27 protein-coding genes are annotated in these 21,448 nt (G+C 39.8%); 5 read left to right on the forward strand and 22 right to left on the reverse strand.

The features are described from left to right. Positions 1-32: 32 nt before the first annotated feature. From gndA to ACZ5XR_RS22865, 6 genes are all read right to left on the reverse strand, one after another. Positions 33-1,445 (reverse strand): NADP-dependent phosphogluconate dehydrogenase, encoded by a 1,413-nt coding sequence (gndA, locus tag ACZ5XR_RS22840; protein ID WP_464498771.1) that lies wholly within the window; start codon positions 1,443-1,445, stop codon positions 33-35. A gap of 126 nt (positions 1,446-1,571) precedes the next feature. After that, positions 1,572-2,759, reverse strand: a complete 1,188-nt coding sequence (locus tag ACZ5XR_RS22845) for an alanyl-tRNA editing protein (protein ID WP_464498772.1) — start codon at positions 2,757-2,759, stop codon at positions 1,572-1,574. A gap of 128 nt (positions 2,760-2,887) precedes the next feature. Next, on the reverse strand, positions 2,888-3,286 hold the full coding sequence (locus ACZ5XR_RS22850; RefSeq protein WP_464498773.1) for a hypothetical protein: 399 nt from the start codon (positions 3,284-3,286) through the stop codon (positions 2,888-2,890). A gap of 140 nt (positions 3,287-3,426) precedes the next feature. Continuing rightward, on the reverse strand, positions 3,427-3,978 hold the full coding sequence (locus ACZ5XR_RS22855) for a superoxide dismutase family protein (protein ID WP_464498774.1): 552 nt from the start codon (positions 3,976-3,978) through the stop codon (positions 3,427-3,429). Between the two features lie 90 nt (positions 3,979-4,068). Next, entirely contained in the window at positions 4,069-4,281 is a 213-nt protein-coding gene (locus ACZ5XR_RS22860; protein WP_464498775.1) for a hypothetical protein, read from the reverse strand. Between the two features lie 83 nt (positions 4,282-4,364). After that, positions 4,365-5,072: a peptidylprolyl isomerase gene (locus ACZ5XR_RS22865; protein WP_464498776.1), complete on the reverse strand. Its 708-nt coding sequence runs from the start codon at positions 5,070-5,072 to the stop codon at positions 4,365-4,367. Between the two features lie 103 nt (positions 5,073-5,175). On the opposite strand from ACZ5XR_RS22865, the gene kapB reads away from it, so the two are divergent. Beyond that, positions 5,176-5,562, forward strand: coding sequence for a kinase-associated lipoprotein KapB (gene kapB / locus ACZ5XR_RS22870; protein WP_464498777.1), 387 nt, complete (start codon positions 5,176-5,178; stop codon positions 5,560-5,562). A gap of 36 nt (positions 5,563-5,598) precedes the next feature. Here the strand turns inward: kapB and kapD are convergent, their stop codons facing one another. The 9 genes from kapD to ACZ5XR_RS22915 all read right to left on the reverse strand — a co-directional run bounded on the left by kapD (position 5,599) and on the right by ACZ5XR_RS22915 (position 12,550). Then, complete coding sequence (kapD, locus tag ACZ5XR_RS22875; RefSeq protein ID WP_464498778.1) at positions 5,599-6,219, reverse strand: 3'-5' exonuclease KapD; 621 nt, start codon at positions 6,217-6,219, stop codon at positions 5,599-5,601. 195 nt (positions 6,220-6,414) lie between these two features. Continuing rightward, the gene (locus ACZ5XR_RS22880; protein ID WP_464498779.1) at positions 6,415-6,798 is read right to left on the reverse strand and encodes a hotdog fold thioesterase; all 384 of its coding nucleotides are present in this window, start codon (positions 6,796-6,798) and stop codon (positions 6,415-6,417) included. A 122-nt stretch (positions 6,799-6,920) separates the two neighbouring features. After that, positions 6,921-7,142, reverse strand: coding sequence for a hypothetical protein (locus tag ACZ5XR_RS22885; RefSeq protein WP_464498780.1), 222 nt, complete (start codon positions 7,140-7,142; stop codon positions 6,921-6,923). Between the two features lie 103 nt (positions 7,143-7,245). Then, a complete protein-coding gene (locus tag ACZ5XR_RS22890; protein WP_464498781.1) occupies positions 7,246-8,754 on the reverse strand; it encodes a leucyl aminopeptidase in 1,509 nt (502 codons plus the stop codon). Positions 8,755-8,824: 70 nt separating this feature from the next. Beyond that, a complete protein-coding gene (locus ACZ5XR_RS22895) occupies positions 8,825-9,442 on the reverse strand; it encodes a 3D domain-containing protein (RefSeq protein ID WP_464498782.1) in 618 nt (205 codons plus the stop codon). 205 nt (positions 9,443-9,647) lie between these two features. Beyond that, on the reverse strand, positions 9,648-9,971 hold the full coding sequence (locus ACZ5XR_RS22900) for a YuiB family protein (RefSeq protein WP_464498783.1): 324 nt from the start codon (positions 9,969-9,971) through the stop codon (positions 9,648-9,650). A gap of 151 nt (positions 9,972-10,122) precedes the next feature. Continuing rightward, entirely contained in the window at positions 10,123-10,251 is a 129-nt protein-coding gene (locus ACZ5XR_RS22905) for a YuiA family protein (protein ID WP_464498784.1), read from the reverse strand. Between the two features lie 154 nt (positions 10,252-10,405). Beyond that, a complete protein-coding gene (locus ACZ5XR_RS22910; RefSeq protein ID WP_464498785.1) occupies positions 10,406-10,897 on the reverse strand; it encodes an NUDIX domain-containing protein in 492 nt (163 codons plus the stop codon). A gap of 435 nt (positions 10,898-11,332) precedes the next feature. After that, positions 11,333-12,550 (reverse strand): NAD(P)/FAD-dependent oxidoreductase, encoded by a 1,218-nt coding sequence (locus ACZ5XR_RS22915; RefSeq protein WP_464498786.1) that lies wholly within the window; start codon positions 12,548-12,550, stop codon positions 11,333-11,335. Between the two features lie 460 nt (positions 12,551-13,010). Here ACZ5XR_RS22915 and ACZ5XR_RS22920 point away from each other — a divergent pair, with 460 nt between their 5' ends. Then, positions 13,011-14,009 carry an NAD(P)/FAD-dependent oxidoreductase gene (locus ACZ5XR_RS22920; protein WP_464498787.1) on the forward strand — a complete coding sequence of 333 codons (999 nt, stop codon included), beginning with the start codon at positions 13,011-13,013 and terminating at the stop codon, positions 14,007-14,009. A 41-nt stretch (positions 14,010-14,050) separates the two neighbouring features. Here the strand turns inward: ACZ5XR_RS22920 and ACZ5XR_RS22925 are convergent, their stop codons facing one another. Further along, the gene (locus tag ACZ5XR_RS22925) at positions 14,051-14,416 is read right to left on the reverse strand and encodes a HesB/IscA family protein (RefSeq protein WP_464498788.1); all 366 of its coding nucleotides are present in this window, start codon (positions 14,414-14,416) and stop codon (positions 14,051-14,053) included. Positions 14,417-14,493: 77 nt separating this feature from the next. Continuing rightward, a complete protein-coding gene (locus ACZ5XR_RS22930) occupies positions 14,494-14,733 on the reverse strand; it encodes a YuzB family protein (protein WP_464498789.1) in 240 nt (79 codons plus the stop codon). A 266-nt stretch (positions 14,734-14,999) separates the two neighbouring features. On the opposite strand from ACZ5XR_RS22930, the gene ACZ5XR_RS22935 reads away from it, so the two are divergent. Further along, the gene (locus ACZ5XR_RS22935; protein WP_464498790.1) at positions 15,000-16,067 is read left to right on the forward strand and encodes an NAD(P)/FAD-dependent oxidoreductase; all 1,068 of its coding nucleotides are present in this window, start codon (positions 15,000-15,002) and stop codon (positions 16,065-16,067) included. Positions 16,068-16,633: 566 nt separating this feature from the next. Here ACZ5XR_RS22935 and ACZ5XR_RS22940 read toward each other — a convergent pair. Next, positions 16,634-16,960, reverse strand: coding sequence for a YuzD family protein (locus ACZ5XR_RS22940; RefSeq protein ID WP_464502413.1), 327 nt, complete (start codon positions 16,958-16,960; stop codon positions 16,634-16,636). Between the two features lie 167 nt (positions 16,961-17,127). Here ACZ5XR_RS22940 and ACZ5XR_RS22945 point away from each other — a divergent pair, with 167 nt between their 5' ends. After that, the gene (locus ACZ5XR_RS22945; protein WP_045518553.1) at positions 17,128-17,349 is read left to right on the forward strand and encodes a NifU family protein; all 222 of its coding nucleotides are present in this window, start codon (positions 17,128-17,130) and stop codon (positions 17,347-17,349) included. A gap of 36 nt (positions 17,350-17,385) precedes the next feature. Here ACZ5XR_RS22945 and ACZ5XR_RS22950 read toward each other — a convergent pair whose 3' ends face one another. Further along, positions 17,386-18,378 carry a 2-hydroxyacid dehydrogenase gene (locus ACZ5XR_RS22950; RefSeq protein WP_464498791.1) on the reverse strand — a complete coding sequence of 331 codons (993 nt, stop codon included), beginning with the start codon at positions 18,376-18,378 and terminating at the stop codon, positions 17,386-17,388. A 65-nt stretch (positions 18,379-18,443) separates the two neighbouring features. Next, positions 18,444-19,451, reverse strand: coding sequence for a spore coat putative kinase YutH (gene yutH, locus ACZ5XR_RS22955; RefSeq protein ID WP_464498792.1), 1,008 nt, complete (start codon positions 19,449-19,451; stop codon positions 18,444-18,446). Between the two features lie 168 nt (positions 19,452-19,619). On the opposite strand from yutH, the gene ACZ5XR_RS22960 reads away from it, so the two are divergent. Further along, positions 19,620-20,135: a phosphatidylglycerophosphatase A family protein gene (locus tag ACZ5XR_RS22960; RefSeq protein WP_464498793.1), complete on the forward strand. Its 516-nt coding sequence runs from the start codon at positions 19,620-19,622 to the stop codon at positions 20,133-20,135. Between the two features lie 31 nt (positions 20,136-20,166). Here the strand turns inward: ACZ5XR_RS22960 and ACZ5XR_RS22965 are convergent, their stop codons facing one another. Further along, entirely contained in the window at positions 20,167-20,931 is a 765-nt protein-coding gene (locus ACZ5XR_RS22965; protein WP_464498794.1) for a TIGR01457 family HAD-type hydrolase, read from the reverse strand. 70 nt (positions 20,932-21,001) lie between these two features. Beyond that, positions 21,002-21,439: a DUF86 domain-containing protein gene (locus tag ACZ5XR_RS22970; protein ID WP_464498795.1), complete on the reverse strand. Its 438-nt coding sequence runs from the start codon at positions 21,437-21,439 to the stop codon at positions 21,002-21,004. Between the last annotated feature and the right edge of the window lie 9 nt (positions 21,440-21,448).

Here is a 21,448-nt window from a genome sequence, read left to right on the forward strand (position 1 = left end):
AAGCCAGAGGGGAAACCCCTGCTGGCTCCATTTTATTTATTTAACCACTCGGTATGGAAGGTACCTTCTTTGTCGGTTCTTTGGTAAGTATGGGCGCCAAAGTAATCCCTTTGCGCTTGAAGCAGGTTTGCAGGAAGAACCTCCGAGCGGTAGCTGTCATAGTAAGCCAGGGCACTGGCAAGACCAGGAACAGGAATTCCCGCTTTAATGGCTACAGCGACTACTTCTCTTGCCGCCTCTTGGTAGTCATCGACGATTGATTGAAAATACGAATCCAATAAAAGATTGTCTAAGTCTGGATTGCGGTCATAGGCGTCTTTGATGTTTTGCAGGAAGGCAGCACGAATGATGCATCCCCCGCGGAAAATCATCGCTATTTCTCCCGGTTTTAGATCCCAGCCATACTCTACAGATGCGACCTTATACTGGGCAAAGCCTTGAGCATAAGAGACAATTTTACTTAGATACAAGGTTTTTCGAATTAGTTCAATAAATGCTTGTTTATTACCGGAAAACTCCTGTACTGACGGACCGCGTAAAATTTTGCTAGCCTTCACGCGCTCATCTTTCATAGCAGACAAAAAGCGCGAAAATACAGATTCTGTAATAATCGATAATGGTATCCCAAGATCAAGCGCACTTTGGCTGGTCCATTTCCCGGTTCCTTTTTGCCCTGCAGTATCAAGAATAACATCAACCAACGGCTTGCCCGTTTCCGGATCCTTTTTCGAAAAAATGTCGGCCGTGATTTCAATGAGATAGCTATCTAGCTCACCTTCATTCCACTCTTTAAAAACTTCATGAAGCTCGTTGGTTGATAGGCCAAGCAGATTTTTCATTAAATGATACGATTCACATATTAACTGCATATCGCCATATTCGATTCCATTATGAACCATTTTAACATAATGACCAGCACCATCTGGTCCGATGTATGTACAGCAAGGATCTCCGTTCACTTTTGCCGAAATGGCTGTTAAAAGTGGCCCGACAGCATCATAGGCTTCCTTTTGTCCGCTTGGCATAATTGCTGGACCTGTCAGTGCTCCTTCCTCACCGCCGGAAACACCCGCACCGATGAACAGTAGACCTTTTTCGGCAAGCTCGGCATTTCTTCTGATTGTATCTTTATAGAAACTATTACCGCCATCAATGAGGATGTCGCCTTTATCTAAATAAGGAATCAGCGATTCAATCGCCTTGTCTGTAATCGTTCCCGCATTGACCATTAATAATATTTTGCGCGGGCTCTCAAGTGATTGAACAAATTCTTCGATATTGTTGGTTCCAAAGAGTTTTTTACCCTTATGATTGTCAAGAATTTCATTTACTTTTTCCGCAGATAGGTCATAGATGGAAACCGAAAAGCCTTTGCTTTCGAAATTAAGCGCAAGACTTCTTCCCATAACACCTACACCAACGACTCCAACTTGTTGTTTTTCCAATCTGAATCATCCCTTCAAGATACTAAATATTTTTTCACTTATATATATTATAAAATAAAAAAATTTTCATATAAAACTTTTTATATAAAAAACATTTAGTTTTATTATTTACTGGGTTAAAAAATTCTATTTTGACAAATTTTTTATGTGCTGAAGCATTTGGTCTTCAGAAAGAATCGCCTCTCCGCCTCCTTGGGCAAACGTCTCGTTCCCGCCGCCCTTGCCATTGATAGGTGAAAGAGATTCCGCTAAGATATTTTTCATACTTTCTGTTCTTGCTGCTCCCCTGGCACATACAAGCTGCAATCGGTTTTCATTTTTTGAAACCAAATAAACCAAAGCAGAATCATCTTTCAAGGTAATCAGTCTTGCCAGATTCTGCAGCGTTTGAATAGGTCGATTTTGATAGGCCTTCATGACTATTTTATCCTTATGTTGAGCAAGCAGGTCGTCTGCCTCGTATTCCTGCAGCTGCTCCCGCGCATGCTCAAGAGCCTTTTCCAAGCTCTTTCCATTCTCAAGAAGACGAAGGACAGCTTGTTCCATGTCCTTTTCTGGGGCATTGAGAAGCTTGGTAAGGGAAAGAATCACATTTTGCTTATTATGAAGCTGGGCCAAAATACGATTCCCACAAACAAATTGAACTCTGATATTTTTCTTTTGCCGTTCCCAATCCAATATTTTTATTGCCCGCACTTCGCCCGTTGTTTTAGGATGTGTTCCACCGCAGCCGTTATAATCAAATTCCGGGATAATGACAAGACGAATATCTTCTTTGACTTTTGTCTCTTTGCGTAAGGAATATTGGGACAATTCTTCTTCTTTGACCCACTTCGTTTCAATCGGGTGATTTTCTACTATTATTTGGTTTGCAAGCTCCTCTGCTTTCAAGCTTTCAGCTTCTGATAAATGCTCTGTCTGGATATCGATGGTCAAAGTATCTATTCCCAAATGAAAGCTGACCGTCTTATACTGGAATAAATGATCAAAGGCAGCTGATAAAATATGCTGCCCGGCATGCTGCTGCATATGATCAAATCTTCTTTTCCAGTCGATTTCACCGATTACTTCAGAGTTTATCTCAAGGATAGGGTGTTCTAGGTAGTGACGAATCTCCCCATTCATTTCTTCTACATTTACTACTTTTTGTCCCCCAATCGTTCCAATATCATGTGGCTGTCCACCACCAGTGGGATAAAAGGCTGTTTGTTGTAAAACCACATAATTGCCTCCCGCCTCATCCCATTCTTGCTTTACCACCTTTGTTGAAAAGGTTCGAATATAGGCATCCTGATAATACAATTTATTTTCCATCGTTTATGTACCCCTGTAGTTTTTTAACCATTTTTATTGTCGGGAAAATAGGAACAGAAATCAAGTTTTTGGCACATTTTTTATAAATAAAGGTCCTGTCCCATCTAAATGGGCAGGACCTTCAACCACTATTTCTTTTCTTTCCGTTGCCCTGTTGATGGCTGTGGCTGTCCCAATTGTGGCAAACCGCTTGTACCACCGGTAGTGGTGCCTGTTTGAGGGTGTCCTCCCATTTGAGGGTATCCTGTGTGTGGATAGCCTCCCATTTGCGGATAGCCTGTGTGTGGATAGCCTCCCATTTGTGGATAGCCTGTGTGTGGATAGCCCCCCATTTGTGGATAGCCTGTGTGTGGATAGCCTCCCATATGTGGATACCCAGTGTGGTGGTATCCACCCATATGTGGGTAACCCATATGTGGATAGCCGCCCATTTGCGGATAACCTCCCATTTGTGGATGGCCTCCCATTTGCGGATAACCCATTTGCTGCTGGCCTGGGAATCCTCCGTAATATTGACGCTCTGTCATAATATCCCTCCTAAACTGTCTACATGGTAGTGTATGTCTTAGTTTTGGGATAAGCTTAGATTATTGCCTAATGTGACAATAATTTTATTAAAATAAAAAAATAAGGCTGTCCCATATCTTGTAGGACAACCTTTTCACATCTATTTTTTTTCATCCTGAGCAGCTTTTTGGCCTTTATTTTTATCTTTAGTGATTTCACCACATGCCACTCGATTTCCTGAATTTCCTGCCGGCTGTGTCATTCCATCATCTTTCTCAGCAGTAACGACAATGGATGTTCCTTCTTTTGTAAACAATGACATTTTACCATTTTTCAAAGTCACATTCGGTGCCATCAAATCCGCCTTTACCGACCCATCGTCCTCGACAATCAGATTCGGTAAGTCACCCGCATGTGCCCCTTTTGGATTCAATAATCCATGCTGTTTTTTTTCTGGATTAAAATGATTTCCGGCAGATTTAAATTCCGGAGCCGTACATTTGCCTTTGTCATGAATATGAATGGCATGAACACCCGGATCCAAACCTTTTAAATTAACACTTACTTTCACGCCGCTGGATTGCTCAGCCAACTTCACCTTTCCTAAAGAATCACCCACGGAATTAAATAATTCCACATCGGTTTTTGTTATTTGCTGCTCCATGCATCCCGTTAGAAGAAGAAGCGGAATAAGTATAAAGCCTTTTTTCATCTATGTATTCCCCCAGACTTAAGACAATTTGCGGTTAGTGTGCCTTTTAAGTCTGCAAAATATTCGCAAACAAAAAGGAACAGCATAGGTTTACTGTTCCTTTTGATTAGCATGATTATTATTCAATTGTTCTTCCAGTTCTTTTGTTTTCTTTGCTTCCTTTCTAGAATGGGCAATAAAAAATCGAAATGTTAATATGGCCCCAATAAAAAAGAACATAAAAGAAATCAGACCGGGAATATAATCTGATTTATCTTTTGGAAAATACATAAAATCAGCTAATACAATTGGATGGAACATCATTATCACCCTTCTTTAAAGGAATGCTCGATTACCTAATTATAGCAATAAAATGAGCTCCATACCAAATGGATTGTCCATAAAATCTATTTTAAAACCTTTATCGTTTTAATCACAACGTCCTTTTCTGGTTTATCCTTACCGTCTACTGGGGTAGCTGCAATTTTGTCGACAACATCCATTCCCTCTATTACTTGCCCAAAAACTGTATATCCGCCGTCCAGCCACGGTGAACCGCCGTTCCTTTCATAGGCATTAACAATTTCTTTTGGATAGCCTGCTTTTTCCACTTGTGCTTTCATCGAAGGGTCTAATGATGGGTTTTGAACAATAAAGAATTGGCTCCCGTTCGTGTTTGGACCGGAGTTCGCCATCGCCAAGGCACCGCGAATATTGAATAGATTTTTCGATATTTCATCTTTAAAAGGCGCACCATAAATGCTTTCTCCGCCCGTTCCATTACCATTCGGATCTCCGCCTTGGATCATGAAATTTTTAATAACGCGATGAAAAATAAGTCCGTTATAATAGCCCTGTTCACTGTGCTTCACTAAGTTTTCAACAGCTTTCGGAGCATATTCAGGGAATAATTTAATTTTAATGTTCCCCATGGATGTTTCCATCTCAACTACTCTTTCATTATCTGCTACCTCATTAGTCAATTGAGGATATACAGTGTTTGACACTTGTTTTGTTCCCTCCTTCTTTTCCGTTGTTTTGGTGCTTGTCCCGCATGCATTCAAAACAAATAAGGCTATTAAAACAAGGACACCTACTTGCAAACTTTTTCTCATTTATCATCCCTCCATTTTTATAATTTAACCGAAAGTAGCTTTTTTTGCACTTTGTTTTTCAATTTACTAAAATAAAAGAATATGGACACAGGAGGGATTAAGGTTGTCAGAAATAAAAATTGGTGATACGGTAACTGCAATTTACAAAACAGGGAAATATATCGGAGAAGTGACAGAAGATCGGCCTCAGCATTATCTAGTTAGAGTACTAGCCGTGGTAAAACATCCTTTGCAAGGGGATTTGCACAATCCAAAAAGTGCGGATGTCCTTGTTTTTCATGAAAGACGTGCGCTTAGCTATAGAGAACAAGCCAACATTCCAAAGCAAATGGTCAAACCTTATGAACAAAATGTACCCGATTATCAGGAATCCTTAAAAGAGGCTGTGGGGAAAATGAAAAAGGATTTAACAGAAACTCCTTCCGATTGGGCAGATATGAGCTTAAAAATGCTCGATTCGCTTGAAAAGGACTATTTTAAAATGAAATAATCGTAAAGGCCAAATCAATGATTATGATTTGGCCTTTTATGCGAACCTATTCAAGAGCTTGGAAAAATCAATTCGGTCACCAATCGTGGTCGGTTTTGGTTTTTCTAAATAGCGTTTGTCTTTTTCAACAAGTCGAAAGATATTATAAGTTGTTAATGCATCGTCCAATGCCCGATGATGTTTGCCAGTCCCCTCTTTTCCATATTCCTGCACCGCTTTCCATAACCCGGTTTGATTTTGGTCACCAAAAAAGCGTTTATATTCCATAGATAGATCTAATTCTGCGGCATGAAAGGGAAAGGCTAACCCCGCCGCAAGACAATTATGACGTAATACCTTCATATCCATATTTCCCCAGGTAACAATTGTGGTTTCATAATTTTTATTGAACTCCTCCATTTTGCGAATCAGTTCATGAAATGAAATCCCCTTGTTCACCTGTTGCTGTGAAATATGTAAAAAAGATTTACAGCGTTCCGTTAGTGTTGGGAATTTCAAGGGTGTCACATAAGATGAAAACTGCTCGATAATTTGATCGTCAATGACTGAAACCATACCTACCTCGATAATTTCAGGATAGAACTCCTTCATCCGTACATTTCTTTCTGGCATCGTAAATTCAAAATCAATAAACAAATAATGATGCCTGGCATTCATTTTTTCACCTTCCTTTCTTAGGATCTTCTTCTACTACCATTATATAAAGAAACATGTACAAAAAATTGTGCTAATTAAAATTTTTTTATATTTTCCATTATACCACGAGTTCAAAATGATTTTTTGAATTTTCCTAATTATAGATAAAAGAAAAACCATTGGAAAAATAGGTCATCCCTATAAATATTTAGCTCATTATTTTTTTATAAAAATGACTGCCATGGTACATCTGGAGACACAGATGAGCCGATTCTGTTTGTCGGTGATTTTGATATCCCAAACCATTGTGGATTTCCCTTGATGTAAAACTGTTGCGATTGCGGTGACATACCCTTCTGTGACTGGACGCACATGATTCGCATTGATTTCCAGACCGGCAACTGCTTGATTCTCTTTATCCACCAATTCATATGCACCAATACTTGCCACTGTTTCCGCCAGGGCTACAGATGCTCCGCCATGCAATAAACCAAACGGCTGCTTTGTCCGTTCATCAACAGGCATCGTCGCGATTACTTTCCCTTTTTCAATATGAGTAATTTCAATTCCTAATGCCTCAATTAGTGTGTTTTTAATCATTTTTTAAGTCCTTTCTAAAATTATTTATGTATGCTCTAATTCTAACTTATTCGGTTTTTATCTTATCTTTCCTTTTTATTGTTAAAATGAAAAAACAGCCCGCTTGAGCTGTTTTCACCTGTTTAATAATAACCTGGAAATCCCATGGGTGGATAGCCCATTGGTGGATAGCCGAAGCCTGGGTACCCATAGGGTGGATAGCCATAAAATGGTCGGCTGCCAATTGCTCCCCCGAGAAAACCGCCTAAAAAGCTAAGCCCCCCGATTGCCAAAAGTGGAAAACCAAGTCCAAAGCCGAAAAATCTTTGATCCTGTACCGGAGCATAAGCTCGATAAGGGTACATAACGCGATACCTCCTATTCATGTATACTTGCCTACACTATTTCATATGCGGCAGACATGCAATTGGAGTGGGCATCTCATTTATATAACACTCTGATAAAATCCTATTTATTAATTGGTTCAAATCGTTCCACAAATAAGGCGAGCGTGCGGGTCATGACGCCGGTTCCACCTGCAGGTCCGAGATCATAATCCTTTGCCTTTGTTGCTGTGCCGGCAATATCTAAATGAACCCATGGTGTTCCTTCGGCGAATTCGCCAATAAAAGCGCCAGCGACAATCGCGTGGCCTTCGCTGCCTGGTGAATTATTTATGTCGGCGACCTGGCTGTTTCGTACCCGCTGAATTTCTGATTCAAATAATGGAAGCTGCCACATTTTTTCACCAGCTTCCATAGAGGCCTCCAGTACCTGCTCATATAATGCTTCGTGGTTTGTCATCGCACCTGTTGTATGAAGTCCAAGCGCAGTAATCACTCCTCCAGTCAAGGTGGCCACATCAACTAAATATTCTGCTCCATGATGTTTCGCGTAAGTCATGGCATCTGCTAAAACTAACCTGCCTTCTGCGTCAGTGTTTAACACTTCGATGGTTTTGCCGCTCATCGATGTAATGACATCATCAGGTTTAAAGGAGCCGCCGCTTATCATGTTATCAGTAGATGGAATGACGGCAACAACGTTTTGTTCCGGCCTTAGCTCGCCGATAATCTCCATTGCTCCAAGAACGGCTGCGGCACCGCCCATATCGGTTTTCATGCCAACAATTCCGGCTTTTGTTTTGATGGAATAACCTCCAGTATCAAAGGTAATGCCTTTTCCAACTAGCCCAATAACGTCCTTCCACTCTTCTTTTCCTTGATATTTCAAAACGATCATTTTTGGCGGCTCTGTTGAACCCTGATTGACAGCTAGAAACGCCCCCATGCCAAGCTTCTCGATTTCGGCCTTCTCTAATATTTCCACTTCAAAATCATATTGGACAGCAAGCTCTTTAGCATAGTTCGCCATATCAGTTGCAGTCAGCAGGTTACCAGGAATGTTAACAAGCGTTCTGGCAGAGTTGGTTCCCTTGCCAAAAGCGTAACCGACTGATAGCGATGCCTGCAGTTCTTCTTCATCAAAAACTTCGCTGTATACGGTCAATCTTTTAAGTTTTTTTTCCGGTTCATTCGATTTTTGCCGGTAGCCTTCAAACTGATACGTGGCAAGCGCAAATGCTTCACTTACAGCATGGGCCGCATCACAGCCATCCATTTGCTCTGTTGTAAAGGAATCCAACAGAAGAGCCGTTTCTTCCAGTTTACTTGATTTTAATGCTTTAAAAACGTTTCCTAACGCCCCTGATAGTTTTTCAAAGGATAGCTCCTTTTCCTTCCCTAACCCAACAAACCATATTCTTTTCGAGCCAATTTTACCAAAACTATGTATTTTACTAATATTCTTATGTTTTGCGGAAATATCACCTGACTTAACAAGTTCAGTTAACTGTCCGTCAAAATGTTTATCAAGCTCAGAAAGAAGCCCTGTAAACTTTTCCGGCTTTTCAAATAAACCAACTACTAAGCCCTCATGCTCGGCCGACACTTCAAATTGAGTTTTTACATGAAACATGTCCGTTCCACCTCCGTAGGTTATGTTTTTATTATAACGAAAAAAGAAAAAACAGGCACTATTGGCCTGCTTATCTTTTTTCTGATCGTATATACTGCTGGCGGAATACTTGCATGGATTTAGCTTCATTCAATGCCTGTAATTGCTTTTCGGACAAAGTTCCGTCTCCTTGGTGAACAACATATACATCCAGCTTTTTCTTGCCCCATTTTTGATAAACATCTTCAACAGTTTCATAATAAAGATCCAGTTCATTTCCTTTAATCGCTCCGCCGATATCAGCCACAACACCGTATCCGTACCCAGGAATAAACAGGATGGTACCAATTGGAAAAACATGTATATCTGCAGCTACTGTCGAATACAAATCGCGCTTGACCTTTACTCCTGAATAAGTAATTCCATATTCAGGATTGCTCTTATATTTGCCAGTTGATTCATATCCAGCTGTATAGCCTGTTGCGACTACTGTTTTTTTCGGGTATTGTGACCAGTCAAACGAATTCTCTAAAGTTGGCACCGCCGCTGCTGATGCATGACTAGTAGAAATGTGCGGTACTAGTTGTATTAGTCGTTGGAATAGTTCTTGTGGATTCACACCAGAAATGGATTGAAATGTTGCAATGAGTGCCAAAAAGAATAAACATGCCATTGCAAAACGTCTTATTCCATTTTTTATTCTAATCATCAAAATTTCACTCCTCCAAAAATATTCATTTCCTTGGAGGCAGCGAATTATTCAAAAAAGGTTTAAGAAAAAATTTTCCAATAAAAAAGAGGCTGTCTAAAAGGGTCTGACCCCCTCACTCAACACTCAATATATAGTCGCTCTTAAGATAAGTTCAGCTATATATTATTGTGGTGGGGTCTGACCTTTTGTTTTGAGACAGCCTCTAAAACATTTGATATCCATTTTTCCGCAAAAGTTTAATCACAAAGCCGGCAGCAATCGCCCCTGCCAAACCGCTTGAAAGGATGAGAATATCAGCGGTTGCGAGCGCGCTGAATCGATGCCCCAGCTTAACAAAGGCGGCTTTACTATCAGTAAAATATTCAATAAAACGAACCTTATCAACTATTAAAATCGCAACAATCGGGTAAATGATTGCCATAACCCAAGACATTCTAAGCAGCATATTTAAAATAAAGCCGATTCCAAAAAATAGAACAAAAAATAGCACCATCGAAATAACTAGAATAGGAATGCTCATTTGCATTGGAATTCCCCCTTTAACACATCAACACTAAGTGTACTGAATGTCCAAAAGGAAATCAATATTATCACCTAAAAATTAAATTTCATACACATTTAAAGCAAAAAAAATAGCCCCTCGAAAAATTTATTCGAAGAAGCAGGCTTTACGTTTTTTAGTTTTCTTTTTTCTTCCCAGTACCTTCGCAGCAGGTACATGTTTCTGAGCCGCCAAGTAATAGTTGAAAGTATCCTTCTCCTGAACAGAAATCACACGCTTTTGGATCAATGGTTTTTACTTGCATTCCTTTCATCCTCCTAAAATTAATTTAATTTTCTGATAATATATCAAGAATTTAATAAAAAAGAAAGACGCGTATTTGACCAAAAATAGAGAAGAAAACGGATACATGTAAAGTTTTCTTTCTTTTTCTAATTGTTACTTGAATTTTCAAAAAATTAAAAAAATAATTTATAAGCGGTATAACCAAATTGTTTCCCAGGATCCGGTCCATCAATCCCCGTTTTAAGTGTGATATTGTTTTGCTCAATGAGGTAATGCAGAAGGACAGAAGCACCCTTTTCATGAAGCAATTCCTCCGGCGCGATAAATTTTGCTTCAAATAATTCATCATCCTGGTGCTTGATTTGGGAGATATCTTTTGGCTCAAGTAAAAAAACAATCATATTATCGCTAATCTCTTCTCTTATTATGCCCGTTCTTAATCCTATTAGTCCCTTTACTACACAATCAATTCCGGTTTCTTCTTTAATTTCCCTAACTATCGCCTGATCAGCCGTTTCTCCCTCGTCTACAAAGCCCGCAGGTAACGACCATTGCCCTTTTAATCCGCCGTATCTTTTTTTGACCACCAGCCATTTTCCATCACTCGATTTCACAAGACCTGAAACAGCTAACCAAACCTTTCCGCGCTTTTCCCGATTGCTCATGCGTTTATGTCCTCCCCTATGCCAATATGCTTTTATCTTACCATAGAAATATTCTAATTCTGGAATGTTCAGGTTTACATATATTGATCCTCCGATGGGCTATATAAAGGACACTTTCTTTATTTTTCTTGCCTCGTTTTGTCCGTTAGAGCCTTCATTACGGACACTTTCTTCATTTTTCTTGCCTTTTTTTGTCCGTTAGAACCTTCATTACGGACACTTTCTCATTGTTTCTTGCCAAGTTTTGTCCGTTAGAACCTTCATTACGGACACTTCCTCATTGTTTCTTGCCCCGTTTTGTCCGTTATAGCCTTCGTTACGGACACTTTTGTCCGTAAAATAGCGGCTTTACGTACACCTCATGTTTTTGCCGAGTATCTGACAACTGTCTGAAACTGAAAAACAAAAAAGGACAGATCACTCTGTCCTTTTCGTTTAGAATACTTTTAATTTTCCTTTTTTCAATACAAGACCTGCCCCGCCGATCATGAAAAGGGAGCGGTTGTCAACGACCTTTTTCATGAAGGCTGCTTTTGCACCTGTTACCTTTTTACCAAAGACAACGCCGATGGCATCGTCTTCGCCAAGGGAGCAAACAGTTCCTTTATTATGGAATTCAAATGTTTCAAGGTCTGCTTTCCCCCGTACAAGGGCAGCAAGATTGCGGGCGCAAACTTCTCCTTGCTGCATAGCAATTTGAGCGGTTGGCGGATATGGGCGATTAATTTCTTCGTTTATGATAAGAGAACTGTCACCAATGATGAAGACATCATCAAATCCTGGTACACGAAGATCAGGCTGTACCTTTACACGGCCCCTCATTGCTTCAAACCCAGATTTTTCAATAATGGAGTTTCCACGGACACCTGCAGCCCAGACAACTGTTCCAGCCTTAATCTCACGTGGTTCATCTTCACCCTTTGCCACTAGAATGCCTTCAGTCGTACATTCTTTAATTGCCGTTCCAATTAGGAATTCAACACCTTTACGCTCTAATTGAGAAACGGCATATTTTACAAGTTCAGGGTCAAAGCCTGGAAGAACCGTTGGTGCAGCTTCAACACAGATAATTTTCACTTTATTAAAATCAACATCATATTCATGGCATAATTCAGGAACTCTATTTGTTAATTCGCCAAGAAACTCGATTCCAGTAAATCCGGCACCGCCAACAACAATAGCTAAACGGTCTTCTCTTTTTTCTTCTTCCATGTTATAAGTGGCGAATTGATACTCAATATGCTCGCGCAGCTGACGGGATGAGTTTACATTTGAAATACCAAATGCATATTCTTTTAATCCCTTGATACCAAATGTTTCTGCCTCGCCGCCAAGAGCGATGACTAAATAATCATAATTAACTTCGCCTTTTTCTAAAATAACTTTCTTAGAATCTTTATCTATTTGTACTACCGTATCTTGGATAAAGTCGACTTTACTCCGGTCAATAACGTCACGAATTTCATAGCGAACCCGGTCATGATGAAGCGTTCCTGCAGAAGCTTCATGTAACCAAGTGGTTTCATAGTGGTAATCATTTTTATTAATTAAAACGATATCTGCTTCATTAACACCAACTAATTTTTGTAAACGAACAGTCGTCATAAGTCCGCCATATCCAGCACCGATAATTACAATTTTAGGCTTTCTCAAAGTGATCACTTCCACCTTTTTAGTTTTTTATTTAGAATCTTTTTTCTTATCATCCACTGTTTTCATCATTTTTATTTGGAAATAATTTGTATGTGATATAATTCACGTATATGATTAAAGAAAAAACCCTTCTGATAAAAATAGGGATGACAGAATTAAATAAGTATTACTCACTATATATTACTTAACCGGCAAAAAAATGTTCTTTTTTCGTCACACAATAGTAACAATATATCCACAATTCATCTTATGCTTTTTTCATTCAGTTTTCAAGCGATTTTTATCAATTTTTAAGAATTGAATTTTGGGAATCTTCCGTTTATTTAAAGCATTTTATAAATAATAGGGAGTAAATTTCAAAACAAGCATTCTGAATATTCTATCGAATAGTATGAGGTTTTAGTATAATTATGGTATTATAGGTAAATGGGGTAGTTACTACTTTGTAGGGGGAATTCGAGTGCAAGAAGATCAAAATGTTTTTGATATAACGATTATCGGCGGCGGTCCTGTCGGCCTATTTACAGCCTTTTACGGGGGAATGAGACAGGCAACAGTAAAAATTATTGAAAGCTTACCACAGCTTGGCGGTCAATTATCGGCGCTGTATCCCGAGAAATATATTTATGATGTTGCTGGGTTTCCAAAAATCCGCGCACAGGAATTGATTAATAATTTAAAAGAACAAATGGCAAAATTTAAACCTGAAATTGCATTAGAGCAATCCGTTGAAAAATTGGAAAAGCTTGAAGACGGGACATTCAAATTAACGACTAACTCCGAAGTTCATTATTCGAAAACCATCATCATTACTGCTGGAAATGGTGCATTTCAACCTCGTAGATTAGAGCTTTCAAGCGCTCTTCAATATGAACGCAAAAATCTCCATTATTTCATTGAAGATTTAAACAAGTTTGCTGGTCAAAAAGTAGTCGTATTTGGCGGTGGAGATTCAGCGGTTGACTGGGCATTAATGCTTGAACCTATCGCTCAGAAGGTCACAATTGTTCACCGGAGAGACAAATTCCGTGCTCATGAGCATAGCGTTGAAAACTTGTATAAATCGAAGGTAGATGTAAAAACCCCATTTGTTCCTGCAGAGTTAATCGGCGATGAAAGTGGAATTAAACAAGTGGTGCTTGAAGGGGTAAATGGTGAAGCGAAAGAAACACTTGAGGTAGATGCCGTCATCTGTAACTACGGATTTGTTTCCTCACTCGGACCTATTAAAGAATGGGGCTTACAAATTGAAAAGAACTCCATTTTAGTCAATTCAAAAATGGAAACAAATATTCCAGGGATTTATGCCGCCGGAGATATTTGCACGTATGATGGTAAAGTGAAATTAATTGCCTGTGGATTTGGTGAAGCACCTACAGCCGTGAATAATGCCAAATCTTATATGGACCCAAAAGCAAAAGTACAGCCAATGCACAGTTCTTCCATGTTTGATAAATAAAATGAAAAGGCGTCCTAATTGGACGCCTTTATGTTTACTAGTTAACATTCTTCCGGAGTTCCGGCCGCTGTTGCTGTCCTGAAGGACGAACCACACCCGCATGAAGCGATCGCATTCGGATTATCAATCGTAAAGCCGCCGCCCATCATGGATTGCTTGTAATCAATTTTTGTGCCTTGTAAAATGGGGGCACTTTCTTTTTCTACAATAATTTTTATTCCAAATTGTTCACATTGGATATCGTCTTCCTTCACCTCATGGTCGAATCCCATTCCATAAGATAAGCCGCTGCATCCGCCGCCTTTTACGCCTACCCGTAAATAAGCACCTTCTTCTTCATTATGCTTCATCATGTCCTTAATTTGTAAGGCTGCTGCTTCTGTTAAGATTACAACATCAGTACCCATTTTGGTTTCCTCCTCCCAAGCTTTTACAATATAATATGATAGAGTTTAAAATAATGGAGCGGCTGCCCGCTATTATTTTAAAACATTGGGTTTTCTTCTAAATACTGATATATATTTTCAACCAGTTCTTCAGGCGTTTTACCTTTTACAACGTCTCCGTTAACAAGGGCAAAAAGAGTGATGGCACATTTGCCGCAATGTCCAAGACAGCCATATTCGATGATATCAAGATTCGGATCTCTTTCTAATATCTCTAACGCCTTTTGGGACCCGCTTGCTAAATTGCTGATACAGAATTCTATGATGGGCTTAATCAATAACTTTCACCTCTCCACTATTAACTAATCCTACTATTTTTATTAAACATCGTCAATTACCACGTTTTATGTATACTTGTCAAGAACAAAGATAATTATGTTGTTATTTTGACACAATTCAGATATACTCTTTATGGGTAAAATTTATGGATATTTTATGAGAATCATTTATTGAAAAATCCCATTTTTATTAATGAAATATTTACAATAAAAAAACAAACATTAATGTTAAGACATCAATTGTTTTATTAAAGGGGAATTATTATATGAAAAACCTTGTAATCCTTGGCGGAGGCTACGGCGGTATGAAGATTTTAAATGAACTGCTTCCAAACCAGCTGCCTGAGGATGTTTCAATCACACTGATCGACCGAGTACCATACCATTGCTTAAAAACAGAATATTATGCTTTAGCAGCCGGCACGATTTCTGATAAAGAGGTCCGAGTGGCTTTCCCGGAACATCCGCAATTATCGATCAAATACGGGGAAGTTACCGGTATTGATCAGTCTGAAAAGAAAGTTCTTCTTTTGGAAGATGAGCCGATTTTTTACGATGATTTAATTATTGGGTTAGGCTGTGAGGATAAATACCATGGTGTCCCTGGGGCAGATGAGTACACCTATAGCATTCAAAGTATTGAAAAGTCACGTCTTACGTATTCCACGTTAAACAATCTTGGACCTGGCTCTGTTGTTGGGATTGTCGGTGCTGGTTTAAGCGGCGTGGAATTAGCAAGTGAGCTAAGCGAGAGCCGTGAGGATTTGCAAATTAAGTTATTTGACCGCGGCAAGCATATTCTATCTGATTTTCCGGATCGTTTAAGTAAATATGTTGAAAATTGGTTTAATAAACATAATGTTGAGATTATTAACAATTCCAATATAACAAAGGTTGAGGAAAACCTTTTATATAATCACGATGAAGCTATCCATTGTGATGTTATCGTTTGGACCGCCGGAATTCAAGCCAACAAAATTGTTCGTGACCTTGAGGGGGAAAAGGATCGAATGGGTCGAATGTCGATTACTCCCCGCCATCATTTACCAAATGATGAGCATGTTTTCATTCTTGGTGATTGTGCGAATCTTCCTCATGCACCAAGTGCGCAATTAGCTGAAGGACAGGCGGAACAAATTGTTGAAGTCTTGAAAAAGCGATGGAAGGGTGAAGAACCGCCTGCCTCCTTCCCAGCGATTAAATTAAAGGGTGTACTTGGATCTCTTGGGAAAAAGCAAGGCTTCGGCATGATGGCCAACCAAGCAATCACAGGCCGTGTCGCCCGTATATTAAAATCAGGTATCCTTTGGATGTATAAGTACCATAATGGATGACAAAAAGAGAGGGTCAGACCCCGTAACAGGGAGGCTGACCCTCTCTTTTTTATTCTTGGGTGATAGAGCCGGGTTGCATTGACCGTCTAAGCTCCTTTTTCCTCTTATTGGGCAATGCATCGGCCTTGCTTTTACCGTGGCAACTCTTTTTTCTACTCCACGGGCAATGCAGCGGCTCTGCTTTGACCGTGGCAACTCTTTTTTCTACTCCACGGGCAATGCAACGGCTCTGCTTTGACCGTGGCAGCTCTTTTTCCTACTTCACGGGCAATGCAACGGCTCTGCTTTGACCGTGGCAACTCTTTTTTCTACTTCACGGGCAATGCAACGGCTCTGCTTTGACCGTGGCAACTCCTCTTTCTACTCCAAGGTCAATGCAACGGCTTTGCTTTGACCGTTGCCTCTCTTTTTTCTGCTCAATGGGCAATGCAACGGCTCTGCTTTGACCGTGGCAACTCTTTTTTCTACTCCACGGGCAATGCAACGGCTCTGCTTTGACCGTCCGAGCTCCTTTTTCTCTTTTCGGCTAATGCAACCGGTTTGTCTTGACCACACCATGCTTTTCTTTATTCAGCTTTATAACCGTACTTTTCCATTTCAGAAAAAATGGTCTTTAAACGCGGGTTTCCTTCGCCGACAACTTTTTCCTTAATGACTACGACAGGATAAAACATGTCGTCTTCAATGACTCTTTTGGCAAAATGGTGCTTATCGCCTTCTTCCGGCGGGTTAAGGATATCTACATATGTGATGATAAAAGGCTGTTCAGGAAACTTTCTGGCAATAGCTGCTTTCAGCCATTCAAATGTTTCTTTCGAGGAAGGCAAATGCACACAGCTCGGACACAGTTGTTCTGCACCATAGAGAACGATTTCAACTTCATTCAATTCCATCATATCCATTCCTTACTTTTTTCTTTTATTTTACAACATTTTGATAGTAAAGATAAAAGAATATGGACCGATATAGGGGATTAGTCAATATCTGAGAATGGATTTTTACGGTCGATGACATTATAATATAGATAGGAAAGGAGTCGATTATTTTGGCAGAACAAGAAATGTTTGAACAAGTTCAGGAAGTATTAGATAAATTACGTCCATTTCTTCTTCGCGATGGCGGGGATTGTGAATTAGTTGATGTAGAGGATGGTATTGTGAAACTTCGTTTGCTTGGTGCCTGCGGATCTTGCCCGAGCTCAACGATTACTTTGAAAGCAGGAATTGAAAGAGCACTATTAGAGGAAGTTCCTGGTGTTGTCGAAGTTGAACAAGTCTTTTAATTTTTAAAGCGATTGCCGAAGACGGCAATCGCTTTTTTATTTTGCATTTACTAAGGGTTTCCAATCTTTGTTGACCAATGTTAGGGGTTCATTCCCATTTAGAACTGCGTCAATATTATCCAGGCATAGCTTCATCATGGCTGTTCTTGTCTCCACACTTGAGCTGCCAATATGCGGGAGTGCCACTACATTAGAAAGAGTCAATAAAGGATGTTCCGAACTTATAGGTTCTTTTTCGAAAACATCGAGACCTGCGCCGGCAATTTCTCCTGCCTTTAATGCCTCAAACAAAGCCTGTTCATCGACAACAGGACCTCTTGAAGCATTGACAAAGATCGCTGAAGGCTTCATTTTTTGAAATACTTCACGGGAAAACAATCGGTTCGTTTCTTTTGTAAGCGGTGTTAAACATACAATAAAATCAGACTTCTCAACGAGTTCATTAAATGAACTATAAACAGCCCCATATGCTTTTTCCGCTTCCGGTTTTCGCGTCCGGTTATGATAAAGAATATTCATGTCAAAGCCTGTTGCCCGTTTCGCAACATTTTCACCAATTTTCCCCATACCGACTATACCTAGAGTTTTATGATGGACATCGGTACCAGCAAGCAGCATTGGACTCCAGCTCTTCCATTGACCTTCTTTCACAAATTCCGCCGCCTCGACAATTCGGCGGGCAGCAGCCATCAGTAACGAAAACGTTAAATCGGCTGTTGTATCGGTTAATACATCGGGTGTATTACAAACAGCAACCCCAGCTTTAGTGGCTGCAGTCACATCAATATTGTCAAAGCCAACGGCAAGGTTAGCGACTACTTTTATTTGGCTTCCTGCTGTTAATATGCTTTCATCAATAGAATCGGACAGCATGGTCAACAAGGCATCAGCCTTTTTCGCTTCCGAATGAAGGACTTCTTTTGGACAAGGAATATCTTCGTGCTCCCACATGTTGATTTGATATTTTTGTTTGAAAGGACGAATAACCTCCTCTGAAAGCTTTCTCGTGATGTAAATATATGGTTTCATGCTGATTCCCTTCTTCTCTCTTTAAATAGTAACAATGTTATTTTAACATAGACTTTCGTAAAATATTATTTAACCAGCCATTCCAATAGCGGAAGGTTCAATCGTTTAACAGGAGCTCCTGAGATGGAATAAAAGCTGCCAAGGAAACGTTCATATTCAGTTGACTGCCGTAAAATTTTACTTAGCCGCTCTTCTAATATCTTCCGGTCCTGTTCTGAACGGGTTATATAATACTCTTCCACACACTCAAAGTAATGCAAGGGAAACAGTAATCGCGAGTATAATAACCGCCATGAAAAGGAGGATAGTGATGAAATGCTTTGATATTCTGAATAAAAATCATTTAATTCCTGTCCATATGTTTGGCTGTTGCGGAAATAGCGCTCTCTCGTCCACTCTGCCAGGTCACGGCTGCGATGGTCAAATACCCAATCAAAGGGGTTCTTAATGAGGTAATTGCCACCCCAGGAATTTTTTGAGAATCGTTCATGACATACGGTTCCACTATCCGTTTCAAGCGGTTCATCATCAATCTCTGTATCCACTAAATATTGAATCGCATTTTCCGTCATGCCCATATAATAAGGGAATGATTCAATAAACATTCTTTCGAACTCGTCCTCAGGTGTTTGAAATATTAAGCCATTCCAAACCTTTTCCATTTGTTCAAGACGCTTTTCCCACAATTCCTTCCATTGACCGATCCTGCTTGAGCGTTCGATTTGGAAGGGTACTTTTCTGCCTCGCTCATGAAATTTCGCTAGTTTTCTCCCTAATTTTAGCTTTTGCACCTTTTCTGGCTGCCTATTCGCTAACACACAATATTTATTCTGCTCCCATGTTGTAATCAAGCTGCCATCTTTAGTAGGCAAAAACATCGGTACATGATGATCGCCATAATTTCTTAGGTGTTGGGCGATTTGTTCCAGCTCGGTAATATCAGATTCCTCCTTGCTCCCCGGTCTGGAAATTAAATAAAGCCATCCGTTTCCTCTCAGTGCATCATAAGTATCAACCTTTACATATTCCTCTACCTTAATACCATATTGATTTTCCAATAATTCTCGGAGCATACGCACACCTCTCCCCCAAGCTCTCCATGTTTATATATATGTTTGGGCTTTCCAATACTTGATGAAACGTTCTGACATAGTCAATTGATTTTGTTTCATTTGAAAAATTAACGCATATGCTATGGAAAGAAAGTATAATATAGGAAAAAGACAAGAAAAGGTGATTGAATGACAGCCGACAAAAAAATGGATATTCTTGAAGAAACCGCTCGCAGATGGATCAAAGAAAGAGGCGTCGAAATTCAGGATATTGCCGAATTAGTTTATTTTTTGCAAAATAAATATCATGATAATTTAAAAATGGAGGATTGTGTGGCAAATGTTGAGCGGGTTCTCTCAAAGCGTGAAGTTCAAAACGCCATATTAACGGGAATCCAGCTTGATATGCTGGCAGAAAAAGGTCTGTTAGAAGCACCGCTCCAATCCATTATTAAAAGAGACGAAAGCCTTTATGGTGTCGATGAAATTATTGCTTTATCCATTGTGAATGTTTATGGTTCCATCGGCTTTACCAATTACGGCTATATTGATAAACAAAAACCGGGTATTCTTGCCCATTTGAATGATAAATCAACAGGTGAATGTCATACATTCCTCGATGACATCGTCGGAGCAATTGCCGCTGCAGCTTCCAGCAGACTCGCACACCGTGCAGCTCGAGTTGAAGCAGAGAAAAAAGAATAAATAAGAAAAGGATGGGCTTCCATCCTTTTTCTTATAGCTTCCAATCTTCTAAAGAATCAATGGCATAGGTCGGCTTTTGGTCATAGCCGGCCAATAGTTCCTTTGTCGTCACACCTGTATGGACCAACAATGTATCGATTCCTGCGTTAATGCCCGCCAAAATATCTGTATCATAATAATCTCCCACCATCAATGTTTCTTCTTTGGCAGTGCCTAGTACCTTTAAGGCTTGGTCCATAATGATGGATTCCGGTTTTCCAATAAAAAGCGGCTTTGTTTGCGTTGAAACAGAAATAACGGCTGTAATTGAACCATTGCCCGGAAGAAGGCCTCGCTCTGTTGGAAGCGCGATATCTCCATTAGTCGAGATAAAAGCGGCCCCGTTCCGAACAGCTAAACAGGCAATCGCTAATTTTTCATAGCTAATTTCCCGGTCAATTCCGACCACAACATAATCAGCATTTTCTCCCGCCAGTTGAAACCCTTTTTCTTTTATTGCCGTTTTGAGCCCTTCTTCTCCAATCACATAAACGGAGGCAAGCGGATTTTGACTGTAAATATAATTAGCCGTGGCTTGACTAGTCGTAAAAACTTGATTTTCCTCAGCAGGAATTTCAAAGCCCTGAAGCTTTTCTGCTACCTGTGAGGGTGTCCGTGAAGAATTATTCGTTACAAAGAGATAGGGAATCCCCTTCTCCCGAAGCCTTTTAACAAAATCAGAAGCAGCTTCAATTCGTTCAGTTCCCTTATACATTGTTCCGTCCAGGTCGATTAAATAGCCTTGATATTTCTGCATCTCTATCACTCCTACAAAAGTTATTATGGCCCAAAAGGAAAAAAGACCGCTCAGGTGCAGTCTTTGCGAATTAATTTTTAAAGGCTGAAACAGGTCCTAATTCATTTTCAAGATAAACTCGTACCCTTACGGCGAAATCCTTCAAGGCTGAAATATGCTCACTAAATTGGTTTTCAAGGGTTTGATGGTCTATGTCCGTGTAGTTTTGGACAAGAACCTTACGATATTGGACAAGGGTTTTTAGACTTTTACTTGTTTCAAGTGAAATCACTTTTTCGTCTGTTAAAATTTCAATAATATCGTCATAACTTCCGGGGTCACGCATAATAAATCCGTCAATCATGGCGTTGCCCACATCTAAAACCGATTCAATCATCAGATGAGTCAAGCGTTCTAATGCTGCTCTTTCAATTGGGGTTGACCAGCCCTTTTGCTTTAAGAAAAGGCTGATTTGTTCTTCAAAAAAAACTAAAATAGCTTCGATTTTTTCTCGGTCAACAAAATACATTTCATCCAC

The sequence above is a fragment of the Neobacillus sp. Fa239 genome (assembly GCF_055395235.1).